The organism is Streptomyces regalis (assembly GCF_001509475.1).
Lineage (GTDB): Bacteria > Actinomycetota > Actinomycetes > Streptomycetales > Streptomycetaceae > Streptomyces > Streptomyces regalis.
The window spans coordinates 25,617-38,804 of sequence record NZ_LLZG01000209.1 but is presented as its reverse complement, the minus strand read 5'-3'; the positions used below and the strand labels follow the sequence as shown (position 1 = coordinate 38,804).

General features: G+C 72.6%; 10 protein-coding genes and 1 pseudogene. 5 read left to right on the top strand and 6 right to left on the bottom strand.

All coding sequences use genetic code 11. The annotated features are described in order from the left end of the window. Nucleotides 1-7: 7 nt before the first annotated feature. From ADL12_RS22390 to ADL12_RS22370, 5 genes are read right to left on the bottom strand one after another with little or no spacing between them, the layout of a single operon-like run. Nucleotides 8-877: a 5-oxoprolinase subunit C family protein gene (locus ADL12_RS22390; protein ID WP_062704467.1), complete on the bottom strand. Its 870-nt coding sequence runs from the start codon at nucleotides 875-877 to the stop codon at nucleotides 8-10. Next, nucleotides 874-1,491, bottom strand: a complete 618-nt coding sequence (locus ADL12_RS22385; RefSeq protein ID WP_062704466.1) for a 5-oxoprolinase subunit B family protein — start codon at nucleotides 1,489-1,491, stop codon at nucleotides 874-876. Before ADL12_RS22385 ends, ADL12_RS22390 begins: the two co-directional genes overlap by 4 nt. Then, nucleotides 1,488-2,246 (bottom strand): LamB/YcsF family protein, encoded by a 759-nt coding sequence (locus ADL12_RS22380; RefSeq protein WP_062704465.1) that lies wholly within the window; start codon nucleotides 2,244-2,246, stop codon nucleotides 1,488-1,490. The genes ADL12_RS22385 and ADL12_RS22380 overlap by 4 nt, the downstream gene beginning before the upstream one ends. A gap of 50 nt (nucleotides 2,247-2,296) precedes the next feature. Continuing rightward, entirely contained in the window at nucleotides 2,297-3,145 is an 849-nt protein-coding gene (locus ADL12_RS22375; protein ID WP_244188009.1) for a putative hydro-lyase, read from the bottom strand. Continuing rightward, a complete protein-coding gene (locus ADL12_RS22370) occupies nucleotides 3,142-4,440 on the bottom strand; it encodes an MFS transporter (protein ID WP_062704464.1) in 1,299 nt (432 codons plus the stop codon). Before ADL12_RS22370 ends, ADL12_RS22375 begins: the two co-directional genes overlap by 4 nt. A 177-nt stretch (nucleotides 4,441-4,617) precedes the next feature. Here ADL12_RS22370 and ADL12_RS22365 point away from each other — a divergent pair, with 177 nt between their 5' ends. The 5 genes from ADL12_RS22365 to ADL12_RS22350 all read left to right on the top strand — a co-directional run bounded on the left by ADL12_RS22365 (nucleotide 4,618) and on the right by ADL12_RS22350 (nucleotide 12,754). Further along, nucleotides 4,618-5,313: a GntR family transcriptional regulator gene (locus ADL12_RS22365; protein WP_062704463.1), complete on the top strand. Its 696-nt coding sequence runs from the start codon at nucleotides 4,618-4,620 to the stop codon at nucleotides 5,311-5,313. 150 nt (nucleotides 5,314-5,463) lie between these two features. Then, nucleotides 5,464-6,990, top strand: a complete 1,527-nt coding sequence (locus ADL12_RS22360; protein ID WP_062704462.1) for a hypothetical protein — start codon at nucleotides 5,464-5,466, stop codon at nucleotides 6,988-6,990. Beyond that, nucleotides 6,987-7,136, top strand: a complete 150-nt coding sequence (locus ADL12_RS54145) for a hypothetical protein (protein WP_159053243.1) — start codon at nucleotides 6,987-6,989, stop codon at nucleotides 7,134-7,136. Before ADL12_RS22360 ends, ADL12_RS54145 begins: the two co-directional genes overlap by 4 nt. Beyond that, nucleotides 7,133-8,014, top strand: a complete 882-nt coding sequence (locus ADL12_RS22355) for a hypothetical protein (RefSeq protein ID WP_062704461.1) — start codon at nucleotides 7,133-7,135, stop codon at nucleotides 8,012-8,014. The genes ADL12_RS54145 and ADL12_RS22355 overlap by 4 nt, the downstream gene beginning before the upstream one ends. Nucleotides 8,015-8,071: 57 nt before the next feature. Continuing rightward, entirely contained in the window at nucleotides 8,072-12,754 is a 4,683-nt protein-coding gene (locus tag ADL12_RS22350) for a hypothetical protein (RefSeq protein ID WP_062704460.1), read from the top strand. Here the strand turns inward: ADL12_RS22350 and ADL12_RS56645 are convergent. Then, nucleotides 12,729-13,120 (bottom strand): annotated as a pseudogene (locus tag ADL12_RS56645) (hypothetical protein); the annotation flags it as partial. The gene ADL12_RS22350 and the pseudogene ADL12_RS56645 overlap by 26 nt on opposite strands. Between the last annotated feature and the right edge of the window lie 68 nt (nucleotides 13,121-13,188).

The window sequence follows — 13,188 nt, the reverse complement described above, 5'->3', positions numbered from 1 at the left end:
GCAGGGGTCAGCGACGGCGTACGGCCACGAAGCGGACCGGGGTGCCCGGCACCGCCTGGGCGGCGGCCGGGAGGTCGGCCGCGCGGACGACGGCGATCACCGGGTAGCCGCCCGTCGTCGGGTGGTCGGCCAGGAACACGACCGGTCGGCCGTCGGGCGGCACCTGGACCGCGCCCAGGACGACGCCCTCGCTGGGGAGTTCACCGGTCAGCGCCCGTTCCAGGGCGGGGCCCTCGGTGCGCAGCCCGATGCGGTTGCTCGCGGGGGAGACGCTGAACACGTGGGCCGTGAAGGCACGCACGGCCTCTGGCGTGAACCAGTCGTCGCGCGGGCCCAGTGTCACGCGCAGGACCAGTTCGGCCGGGGGCGCCGGCTGCGGGGCGACGTCCACGCGTGCGTGAAGCCCTGCCGGCCGGCCCAGGGGCAGCACCGCGCCGTCCGTGAGGGGCGGCGGGCCGAGGCCCGACAGGAGGTCCGTGGAGCGGCTGCCGAGGACCGGCTCGACGGTGATGCCTCCGGACACGGCCACATAGCTGCGTACGCCGGACATGGCCCTGCCGACTTCCAGGAGCGCTCCGGCAGGCACGCGCACCGGAGCGCCCCAGGCGACCGGCCGTCCGTCCACCGTGACGTGGCAGGGCGCGCCGCCGACCGCGACGGTCACCGTCGAACGGGGCCGCACCGCACAGCCGCTCAGCGTGGTCTCCAGCACGGCCGCCTCGGGGGCGTTGCCGACCAGACGGTTGACGAGCCGCGCCGCGGGCCCGTCCAAAGCCCCCGAGCGGGGCACGCCGAGGTGGGCATGCCCGGGACGGCCGAGGTCCTGCACGGTGGTGAGCGCCCCGGCGTGTACGACGGACAGCGCGCGGTCGCTCATGCGTTCCCCACCGGAACGAAGCGCACGCGCGTGCCCGGTGACAGCAGCGCCGCCGGCACGCGCGTGTGGTCCCACAGCACCGTGTCCGTGGTGCCGATCAGCTGCCAGCCACCCGGCGACGAGCGCGGGTACACACCTGTGTAGGGGCCTGCCAGTGCCACCGCACCTGCCGGTACGGCCGTGCGCGGAGTGGCCCGGCGAGGGACGTCGTAGCGTGGCGGCAGGCCGGTGAGATAGCCGAATCCGGGGGCAAAACCGCAGAATGCGACGCTGAATTCGGTGCCCGCGTGGATGCGGGCCACCTCGTGCGGGGTGACACCCCAGTGCGCGGCGACCTCGGCCAGGTCCGGGCCGTCGTAGCGCACGGGGACTTCGACGGCCTCACGCGCGCGTGGGGGAGCGGGAGGCACTTCGGCTGTGGTCAGTTCGGAGGCAAGGCGGGCCGGGTCGGCGAGGCCGTCGAGCAGGACCGTGCGGGCGGCGGGGACGATCTCGCGGACCGACAGCGAGCCCTCCGTACGGCGCTGGAGGAACTCCGCGTGCAGCGCCTGGGCCTCCTCGCCCGAGGACACCTCCACGAGCAGGGCGTCGTCGCCGACCGGCAGGGCCCTCATACGAAGGCCTCCACCCGGACACCCGACTCCTCCAGCCGCGCCCGCACCCGGCGGGCCAGCTCGACGGCGCCGGACGTGTCCCCGTGCAGGCACAGGGAACGCGCGCGTACCTCGACGGGAACTCCGGAGCGCGAGGTGACCACGCCCGAGTGGGCCAGGCCCACCGAGCGCTCCACGACGGCATCCGGGTCGGTGACCACGGCGCCGTCCTGGCCGCGCGGCACGAGCGTGCCCTGCTCGGTGTACGCGCGGTCGGCGAACGCCTCCGTGACGGCCGGGAGTCCGGCCTTGGCGGCCAGATCCAGCAGTCGCGAGCCGGGCAGGCCGAGCACGGGCAGCGTGGCGTCCGCGAGGAGCACCCCGTCGACGACCGCGCCGGCCTGCTCCTCGTCGTGCACGACGCGGTTGTAGAGCGCGCCGTGCGGTTTGACGTACGACACGCGCGTGCCCGCTGCCCGCGCGAAAACCTCCAGGGCGCCGATCTGGTAGGTCACTTCGGCCGCCAGCTCGGCGGGCGGCACGTCCATCGCGCGCCGCCCGAACCCCGCCAGGTCCCGGTAGGAGACCTGGGCGCCGATCCGTACCCCGCGCTCGGCCGCCTGCTCGCACACCCGCCGCATGGTGGCCGCGTCCCCGGCGTGGAAGCCGCAGGCGACGTTGGCGCTGGTGACGACGGACAGCAGCCGTTCGTCGTCGGTGAGCTGCCAGCGGCCGAAGCCTTCGCCGAGGTCGGCGTTGAGATCGATCGAGGTCATGGGTCCTTCGTGTCTCCTGTCAGGTGACTTGGGCTGATTTCAGGCGGCTTTCAGGCGATGCGGTACTGCTCGTCGCGCGCGTCGGTCAGGAACATCTGGCCCGGTGCGTGAGTGAGGGCGAACGGCGGGCGCGAGGCCATCACGGCGGCCTGCGGGGTCACTCCGCAGGCCCAGAACAACGGGATGTCGTCCCGTTCGGCGTCCACCGGATCGCCGAAGTCCGGGCGGCCGAGGTCGGCGATGCCCAGCGCCGAGGGATCGCCGCAGTGCACGGGGCTGCCATGCACCGCCGGGAGGAGGCCGGTCTCCCTCAGCGCCGCCGCCACGTGCTGCGGCGGCACCGGACGCATGGAGACCACCATCGGGCCGTGCAGCCGCCCCGCCGGCCGGCACGGGCGGCTGGTCACGTACATCGGGACGTTGCGGCCCTGCTCGATGTGGCGGATCGGGACGCCCGCCTCGGTCAGCGCCCACTCGAAGGTGAAGCTGCAGCCGATCAGGAACGACACCAGGTCGTCCCGCCAGTGCGCTCGCACGTCCGTCGGCTCGTCCACCAACTCGCCGTCCCGCCACACCCGGTAGCGGGGCAGATCGGTGCGCAGGTCGGCGCCGTCGGCGAGGACCGTGGTCCAGGAACCGGCGTCCGTGACATCGAGGACCGGACAGGGCTTGGGGTTGCGCTGGCAGAACAGCAGCATGTCGTACGCCCAGTCGGCGGGCACCGAGATCAGGTTGACCTGGGTGTGGCCCGCCGCGACCCTGGCCGTGGGGCCCGTGAGGCCCTCCCGGAAGCGGGCGCGTGCGGTTTTCGGGCTCCACGCGTGCGCGTGCTCGTCGACGAGGGTGAGCGGGCGGTCATCGGTCACGAGGGTCGGCGCGCGGTCATCCGTACCGTTCACACCAGCTCCTTCCCACGCGTCTCCGGCAGCCCCAGCAGGGCCAGCGCCGCGATGCCGTAGCCGATCGCGCCGAAGACCAGCGCACCGCCCACACCCCAGCTGTCGGCCAGGAAGCCGACCGTCGTGGGGAACACTGCGCCCACCGCGCGGCCGGTGTTGTACGTGAAGCCCTGTCCCGTGCCGCGCACCGCCGTCGGGTACAGCTCGCTCAGATAGGACCCGAAGCCGCTGAAGATCGCCGACATGCAGAACCCGAGCGGGAAACCGAGCATCAGGAGCAGGGTGTTGGCGCCGTCCGGGATGTTCGCGTACGCCAGGATGCAGACGGCCGACAGCAGTGCGAACAGCCAGATGTTGCGCCGGCGGCCCAGCCGGTCGGTGAGGTAACCGCCGGTCAGATAGCCGATGAAGGCGCCGGAGATCAGGAACGTCAGATAGCCGCCGGTGCCGACGACCGACAGCTCACGCTCGGTCTTCAGATAGGTCGGCACCCAGGTGGCGAGGGTGTAGTAGCCGCCCTGGACGCCGGTGGACAGCAGGCCCGCGAAGATCGTCGTACGCAGCAGGCCGGGCTTGAAGATGGCCGCGAACGAGCCCTTCTCCGTGCTCTGTTCACGCACGGCCACCGCCTCGGGGGCGTCGTGCACCCGGCGTCGCATCCAGATGACGAGCAGCGCGGGCAGCGCGCCGGTCCAGAACATCACACGCCAGGCCAGGTCGTCGCCGGCGAGCGAGAAGACCAGGGTGTACATGATCGCGGCCAGCGCCCAGCCGACGGCCCACGAGCTCTGGATCGCGCCGAGGGTGCGGCCCCGGTGCTTGGCACTCGCGTACTCGGCGACCAGGATCGCGCCGACCGCCCACTCGCCGCCGAAGCCGAGGCCCTGGAGGGCGCGGAAGACCAGCAGCGTCTCGTAGTTGGGCGCGAAGCCGCAGGCGACGGTGAAGACCGCGTAGGTGATGACCGTGATCATCAGCGCCCTGACCCGGCCGATCCGGTCAGCGAGCACGCCCGCGACGGCGCCGCCGATCGCGGACACGACCAGCGTGACGGTGGTGAACAGGCCGGTCTGGCCGCTGTCCAGGCCGAAGTAAGCGGCCAGCGCCACCATGCTGAGCGGCAGGGTGAAGTAGTCGTACGAATCCAGGGCATAGCCGCCGAAAGCGCCCGCGAAGGCGCGGCGGCCGCGCGGTCCCAGGGCGCGCAGCCAGGCGAACGCGCCGTCGTCGGCGGCGCGTTCGTCAGGGGTGGGGTGAGCGTCTGTCAGGGCCTGCGGTGGAGGGGTCGTGCTCATGGGCACCTCGCAGAGGGAGGACGGAGGGTGCTGTGCAGTGAGCCGTGCCGTGCCGTGCGGGAGCGGTCGGCGCCGTGTGGGGGGAGGCGGCGCCTTGCGTAGCACCGTAGAGGATCGTTCAACGATCCCTCAATACCCATGTTGTTTCGTTCTTGTAATCTGCGATTGAATTCCGGCATGGCAGAGCAGCTGAACTCACTCGCCGAGGACCGCGTCCTCCTGGGCCGCACCAGCACCGCGGAGCGGGTCTCGGACATCCTCCGCAGCCGCATCGCCGAGGGGTTCTTCCCGCCCGGCACCCGACTGTCGGAGGACGGCATCGGCGGCGCGCTCGGCGTCTCCCGCAACACACTGCGTGAGGCATTCCGGCTGCTCACCCACGAACGCCTCCTCGTGCACGAGCTGAACCGCGGGGTCTTCGTCCGGGTTCTGACCGTCGAGGACGTTCAGGACATCTACCGCACCCGCGCCCTTGTCGAGTGCGCCGTCGTACGCGGGCTCGGTGAGCCGCCGTACGGCTTGGGCGCGCTCTCCGAAGCCGTCGACGAGGGGCAGCGGGCGGCGCGTGAAGGTGACTGGAAAGGTGTGGGTACCGCCAACATCCACTTCCACCGGGAGCTGGTCTCCTTGGCGGGAAGCGCCCGTACCGACGAGCTGATGCGCAGTGTCTTCGCCGAGCTGCGACTCGCCTTCCATGTGGTGGACGACCCGAAGCGGCTGCACGAGCCCTATCTCGCGCGTAACCGGCAGATCTTGCAGGTGCTGGAGGCGGGCGACAAGGCCGAGGCCGAGAAGCTGCTCGCGGTGTATCTCGATGACTCCTTGGAGCGGGTCGTGGAGGTCTATCAACGCCGGGTGACGAGGGCCCCCTAGGGGTGCGGGGCCGCATCGATATGCGGCTCCGCCGCGTATGCGCGAGCAACCACGGACGACCCGCAGACAAAAGACCACCGCAGTCCCGGCTACCCCGGCCGAGCGCCGTCGTTTGGGTCGTTGTCAGACCGAGGACCTAGTCTGTGCACCGTGACTTCACCCGCATCGACGGACCGTGTTCCGCCCCAGCTCAGCGCGGGGCCGCGCCCTGCTCCGGGCCCGGCCGCCGACGAGGGACTGGCGCGGCGGCTGCGCGCGCTCGCCTGCACCGCGCCGCTGCACGACCTCGACGCGCGCAAGGCCAACCTGGCGGGCGAGTACTCGGTGTACGGCATGGCGGAGGTGGCGCTCGCCGCCATCGACCTGGTCACGCTCAACATGGACTTCGACACGGGCGCCGACCACGACCAGATCGTCGCCCGGCTCATCCCGCGCATCGCCGCCCAGGCCCCGCAGCGCCCCGTCGCCGAGCACGAGCGGGTGGCCTGCTGGGTCCTGGAGAACCTGATCAACGTCGGCAGTGTGGACCGCGGCTTTCGTGCCGTGTACGGCACATTCGCGCCGGATGGTAGTTATGTCCGCCGTGACTATGACTTCAAGCTGATCGAGGAGGTGCCGGGGCCGGGCGGCACGGTGTACCTCCGTACCACCGACGAGGCGGTCAACGTCCTGGTCGGCGCCCTCGACACCGACGTCACCAGCGCGCAGATCGCCGCCGAGGTCAAGCTGGAGGTGCTGATCAACCGTGGCCGGCTCGCCGACGCGCAGCTGGCCGCCGAGCAGGCCCGGTACCGGACCGTGCAGTACTCCGAGACCCTCCGCCGGGCCCTGGACGCGACCCGGCGCAACGTCCGGGCGGTCGACTGGCTGAACGCCGTACCCGACATGATCGCCGAGGCGCTCGACCACGTCGCCGACCGGTACCGCCATGAGAACGCGATCCTCACCAACATCCGCAAAGCGCGCGACGAGACCGAGGACCCGGAGCACAAGCGCCGCGCCGCCGAGCTCGTCGACATCGTCAAGGACTGCATCCGACGGCACACCCAGCTGCAGTCCCGTCTGCTGGAGGCCGGGCCGCTGTTCCGCGCCGAGCAGGACCGGCAGGCCTTCGCGACGCCCATGACGACGTCGGGGACAGACCTGTACGGGCACCTCCTGGCCCCTGTCCTGCCGTTGCCCCTGGAGCAGGCCGTCCGGGTCACGGACGCCTTCTTCGCGCGCGGGGCGGGGATGCGGACGCCGGTGTCCGTGCGGGTCGCCGATCTCGTCGACATACTGCTGACGCCGCCCGTGGAGCGGGAGCACCTGGGCGCCGAGATGCCCGAGCCCGACCTCATCGCGACGCCGGACGACAGCCGGTTCAGCGAGGAGCAGCTGTCCGCGGCCATGGAGCTGCTGGATCTGCCGGCGGACGCGCCGCGGCGACTGTCCGGGCTGCTGGCTCAGGCGCGGCGCCAGGACCCTGAGCTGCCGTACCTGGTGGCCTTGTTGGCGGTTCACGCGGCCAGTCCGCCGGTGGGCACGGCTTATCGGCAGGGCGAGGAGAAGCTGCTGTTCGCCGTGGACGACGGGACGGAGCTGGACGATCCCGAGTTCGGCGGGGCCGACCTGATCGTGGGGACGGCTCTGCTGGACGCGGCGGGAATGGCCGCCGGCAGAACGGAAGCAGCGTGAGCCGCGCCGAGAACCGTACGTACGAGCAACATCGCAGCGTCGCGCCACACCGCAACATCGAGCAACACCGCAACATCGAGCAATATCGCAACGTTGCGCAACACGGCAGTGTCGCGCCACACCGCAGCAAGGAGCCGAAACCGTGACCGAGCACGTCGATCGGAGTGAGCCGGAGGCCGCCGCCCCGTCGGCGACGGCCTCCGTCACCCCCGCCGACGCCGCCGACGCGGCTCGGCTGGTCGCCTTCGGGCTGCAGCCGAAACTGCAGCCCGCGCGGGACCAGGAGTACACGGAGCTGCTGCGGCGCTACCGGGAGGACCCCCCGTTCGCGCGGCTCGCGGACGCCGTGGCCGCCGGTCTTGGACTGGTCGTGCTGGAGGTGTCCCCGCGCGCGGGGATGGCCGTGACGGCCGCCGAGGACTCCGTGTTCGCCGTCCGTATGGGCGACTACTCGCGTCGTACGTCCGCCGACGGCAGCGACCGCTTTCTGCACGGGCTGGCGCATCTCGCCATCGCCGCCATGGCGTTCCCGCGGCCCGAGGACCTGGCCGACGACGGCTACATCGGCCGCGTGACGGTCAACGGTGTCGACGCCTTCGTACGCCAGGCCTGCCGACGGCTGGAGGAGCGTGCCGATGAGCAGGGCGAGAACACCGATCCCGCGACGGACGCGCCCGGCCTTGAGGCCGCCTGGCGGATCTGGGTGAGACGCAGCGCGACCGGCGCCACCAAGGACGCGCGCAGACTCGCCGGTTCGACCACCGGCATCGTCGGCAAGGCGGCCGCCTTCCTCACCGACTCCGGGTTCCTGCAGCGCACCGGCGACGACAGCGGCGGGACGTACCGCACCACGGCCCGCTACCAGCTCCAGGTGCGTGACATGGCGGGCACTGCCGCCATGGCCGAACTGCTGGAGCTGGGCGTGGTCCCGGTCACCGACGGCACGCCGAGCCTGCTGCCCGCCGAGGACACGGAGGACCTGGAGCTGGTGGCCGATGCCGGGCTGCCGTTCCACTCCTCCTGAAGCCCCGAACCTCCCTGATCCGACCAAGACTTAGACGAAGACTTACGAGAGTCCGCCATGTACGAGCTGTCCCGGGTCCGCCTCTACTCCATCGGGCCGGCCGGTGCGCGCTACGCCGACACCGTGCTTGACCTGCGCGGTGTCGGCGGGCCCGTGCCCGACCCCGCGCCGACGCAGGCGGAGTTCTTCGAGGAGGAGCCCGTCGGTCCGCCGCGCCGGCCGGCGCCCGCCGGGGTGCTCTTCCTGGAGAACGGCGGTGGGAAGTCGGTACTGCTCAAGCTGATCTTCTCCGTGATGCTGCCGGGCCACCGCAACACGCTCGGCGGCGCCAGCTCCGGTGTGCTGCGGAAGTTCCTGCTCGCCGACGACTGCGGGCATGTCGCGCTGGAGTGGCAGCACACGCTCACCGGCGAGTGCGTCGTGGTCGGCAAGGTGAGCGAGTGGCGCGGGCGCCAGGTCTCCAACGACCCGCGGAAGTTCGCCGAGGCCTGGTACTCCTTCCGCCCGGGACCCGGGCTGAGCCTGGACAACCTGCCCGTCGCCGAGTCCACCGTCGTACGGCCGCCCGTCGAGGGCCAGTCGGGCGCACAGGGGCGCCGCCGCACCATGAAGGGCTTCCGGGACGCCATCACGGAGGCGGGCAAGGCGTATCCGCATCTGGAGGTGCACTGGGAGGAGATCCACGACCGGTGGATCGAGCACCTCGGCGACCTCGGCCTGGACCCCGAACTCTTCCGCTACCAGCGGGAGATGAACGCCGACGAAGGTGAGGCCGCAGGGCTCTTCGCGGTCAAGAAGGACTCCGACTTCACCGACCTGCTGCTGCGGGCCGTCACGGACACGCGCGACACCGACGGCCTCGCCGACCTGGTCAGCGGGTTCGGCAACAAGCTGGGCCGACGCGCCGAGCTGATCGCCGAACGGGACTTCACCGCCGGGTCCGTCGACCTGCTCGGGCGGATCGTCGAAGCCGCCGAGGCACGCTCACGCGCGCGTGACATCCACGCCGGTGCCGAGCGGCGGACCCGGACGCTGGCCCGGCGCCTGTCCGCGCGGGGTGTCCAGGAGCGAGTGCGGGCCGCGGACCTCGCCCAGCGGGTCACCGCCGCCGCGTACGCCGTGACTCACTCCGAGGCGGCGCGCGAGCGCAGCGCGCTGATCGCCGCCGAACTCGCCTACCGGCACGCCTCGTTGGCGCTCGCGGCGGCCGAGAAGTCGGCAGCCGCGCAGAAGCGCGAGTTCGCCGAGGCGCGCACCCTGCACTCCGCCTGGCAGGCCGCCGAGGCCGTCCTGCGGCACCGCGCCGCCGCCGACCGCGTCGCGCGCGTGGCCGCCGCGATCCAGGAGGCCGAGCGGGACGCGGCCCCCGCGCTCGCCGCCCGTGCCAAGGCCGCCGTCGACCTCGTACGGGCCCTGCACTCGGCCGCGGAGAGCGCCGAGACCCTCGCCAACGAGGGGGAGGAGCGGTCCGCCGCGCTCCAGGAGGTCAGCGAGTCCGCGTACCGGGACTCCACCGCCGCCGCCACGGAGGCGCAGCGGGCCCGCAGTGAGGTCGGGCATCTGCGGCAGCGGCTGTCCGAGGTCGAGCAGGAGACCGCCGAGGCCGTCCGCGCGGGCTGGCTCGACGACAGTGCGCCCGACGCCGACCCCGCCCGCGCGGCCCTCGCCGCGAGCGACGCCGAGAAGACCGCCGTCGCCGCCTGGGACACTGCGCGCGAGGCCTCCCGGCGCGCCTCGGAGCACGCGCGCGAGGCGGCCTCGACCGAGTCCCGTGCGGAGCTGACGGCGGCCCGCGCTTCTGACGCGGCGACCGCCGCGGAGCGCTCCTACGACGCCGAGCGCCGGCTCGCCGAGGGGCTGGCGGCGGAGGAGCGGCTCGCCGAACTGCTCGGCCTGAGCGGCGAGTCCGGCACGAAGCGAGGGTCGGTGCCCGGCCCTCGCACGGGTGACGACAGCGCGGTGAGCACGACCGCGCGCGCAGGCCAGGAGGACGTCGCTTCGAGCAGCCCGGCCGAGGGCGCCCTCACCCCGGAGGAGCTGGACCGGTTCGCCGACGAGCTGCGCGAACTGCTCGACGGCACCGTCTCCGCTGCCGAGCGGCAGCTCTTCGAGCTGCGTACGGCAGCCGCCGACGACTCCCGGATCCTCGGCGCGCTCGGTGACGGCGGGCTGCTGCCGCCCGGCCCTGACGTGCTCGCCACCGTGGAGTTCCTGGGCGAGCAGGGCATCCCGGCGCTGCCGGGCTGGCGCTACCTCGCCCAGGCGGTCGACCCCACCGACCACGCCCGCGTGCTGGCCGCCCGGCCCGAACTGGTCGACGGCGTGATCATCACCGACCCCGACACGCACGCGCGTGCCCGCGAGGTCCTGAGCGACGCCGCACTGCTGCCCCGGTCCGCCGTGGCGGTCGGCACGGCAGCCGCACTGCTCGCCCCGACCCCGGCGCCGGATTCCCAGCACGGCCCCTCTCCTGACGTATTCCTCGTACCGCCGAACCCCGCCATGCACGATGAGCACGCCGCTGACGAGGAGCGGCAGGCGCTGCGCGCCCGGGCGACCGAGCGGGACGAGGAGATCCGCACCCTCGCCGCGCGGCTCGGCAAGGACCGGGAGCTGGCGGCGCGGCTCGCCTCGTGGCGGACCGGCTGTCCGACCGGGCGGCTGGTCGAGCTGGCGCAGGCGGCCCGGGACGCGCGCGCGTTCGCCGAGGAGTCCGAGGCCGAACTGGCCGAGGCGCGGACCCTACGCGCCGAGGCCGACGAAGCCGCCACCGAGGCTGCCCAGGTCCGCGACGAGCGACAGGAGGCCGCACAGAAGGCCCGGCGTGCCGCGGACGCCCTGGCCGGGCTGGCCTTCCGGCTGCGCGAGCGGGCCGGCTGGCAGGTCAAGCTGCGCGAACTCGCCGACGAGGCCACCGAGTCCGAGGCCCGCGCCCAGACCTGCCTGGAGCGCGCCCGCGCCGCCGACGAGGACCGTCGTGCCGCCCAGCGCGCCGCCGACGACGCGCGCCGCACCGCGCGTGCCCTGCGCGCCGAGCGCTCGGAGATCGCGGGCGCCCCCGACGACGTACCGGACACCGACACGGACGCCCCGAGGGCGTCCCTGCCCGCGCTCCGTGAGGCGTACCGGGCCGCCTCTCAGGTGTACGAGAAGGTCGGCGTCGGCGCAGATCTGCGGGCCGAGCAGGCCCGCGCGGAGAGCGACGAGAGTGCGGCGCGCGCGGAGCTGGACCGGCTGAGCAACAAGGTCCGCACCCGGGCCGAACAGCTCCTTCAGTCACCCGACGGCTCCGACGGGCCCTCCCGACAGGCGGCCGTCGCGCGCGCGGAGGAGTTGGTCCAGCTCCTGGAGACCCGTATGTCCAGCGCGAGCGAGCAGCTCGGTCGGCTGCGCGGCGAGGCCGAGCGGCATGCACCTGAGGACGGTGAGGCGCACACCGAGCTGTCCGAGGAACTGCAGCCGCGCGACGCCGAGCACGCGCAGGCACTGCTGCGCACGGCGACTGCCGAACTCGCCTCTCGTACCGAGGCGTTGACGCAGGCCCGCGAGGCGCACGCGGAGCTCCTCCAAGCGCACCGCGCCGCCGAGGACGCGGCGGGCGGCTTCGACGAGGTCGCCGCGATGCTGCGCGACCTGCTGCGCGAGCACATCTCCGAGGAGGAGCAGGAGGAGCCCGAGCCCTACCCCGGCAGCCTCGACGAGGCCCGGCAGTCCGCCGCGGAGTCCCGCCGTTCGCTGCGTGGCTGTGCCGCCGACCTCTCCGCTGCCGAGGCCGCCGTACGCGAGGCGAGTGACGTGCTCGTACGGCACGCCAACTCCACGCGCTACGAGCAGGTCCGCACCCCCGCCCGCCAGCAGATCCGCGAGCTGCCCGCCTCCGCGCTGCCCGAGCACGCGCAGAAGTGGGCGGACGCCTTCGCGCCCCGACTCCGCGTGCTCACCGACGAGTTGGCCCAGCTGGAGCGGAACAGGGACTCGATCGTGGACCGGCTCCGGGGCCTGGTCGAGTCGGCGCTGGCGACCCTGCGGTCCGCCCAGCGGCTCTCGCGGCTGCCCGAGGGGCTCGGCGAGTGGTCCGGGCAGGAGTTCCTCCGCATCCGCTTCGAGGAGCCTGATCAGGCCACTCTCACCGAACGGCTGGGCGAGGTGATCGACGAGGCGACACGGGCGGCGGTGAAGAAGAACTCGGACATGCGGCGGGACGGTATGTCCCTGCTGCTGCGCGGCGTCGCTGCGGCGCTTCAGCCCAAGGGTGTTGCCGTCGAGATTCTCAAGCCGGACGCCGTGCTGCGTGCCGAGCGGGTGCCCGTCGGGCAGATGGGCGATGTGTTCTCCGGTGGTCAGCTGCTGACGGCGGCCATCGCCTTGTACTGCACGATGGCGGCACTGCGGTCGAACGACCGGGGCCGGGACAAGCACCGGCACGCCGGCACGTTGTTCCTGGACAACCCCATCGGGCGCGCCAACGCGACCTACCTGCTGGAGCTGCAGCGAGCCGTGTCGGACGCGCTCGGCGTCCAACTCCTGTACACCACAGGGCTGTTCGACACGACAGCGCTGGCGGAGTTCCCGCTGGTCATCCGACTGCGCAACGACGCCGACCTCAGGGCGGGCCTGAAGTACATCAGCGTGGAGGAACACCTCCGCCCGGGACTGCCGCAGCAGCCCCAGGCGGGGGAAACCGTGCACAGCGAGATCACGGCGACACGCATGTTCAAACGGCCCGCGCCGACACCATGACCGAACTGTCCGCGACCCTGAGTACCGGTTCCGGACGGGTGTTGGAGTTCGAACTCGTCGAAAACCAGGGGGAGTTGACCTCTTCGGTCGTCGTGGCCGAGCCCTCCGGGCTGTGCTCGGCGAGGACTCCCGTCCGGTGCCGCTGGACGAACCAGTAGTAGGCGAAACCGCCGCCCGCGATGACGGCGACGAAGAGCACCGCGCCCCATTGCAGGTACCAGTGGTACGGAGCCGTCGCGTTGTAGACCGAGGCGCGCGGCCAGATCAGGTTGAGCGTCATGCCCGCGCCCCCCACACCACGGCGACGATGTTGACCAGCAGCCCCCACCGTCCCAGGGAGAACTTGCCGTCGCCCGCGGGCTCCCATAGCGGACTCCTCGTGGGCCGGGGAAAGGGGAGGGGACGGCTCGGGTGGGTGCCGGGATAAATGAGAC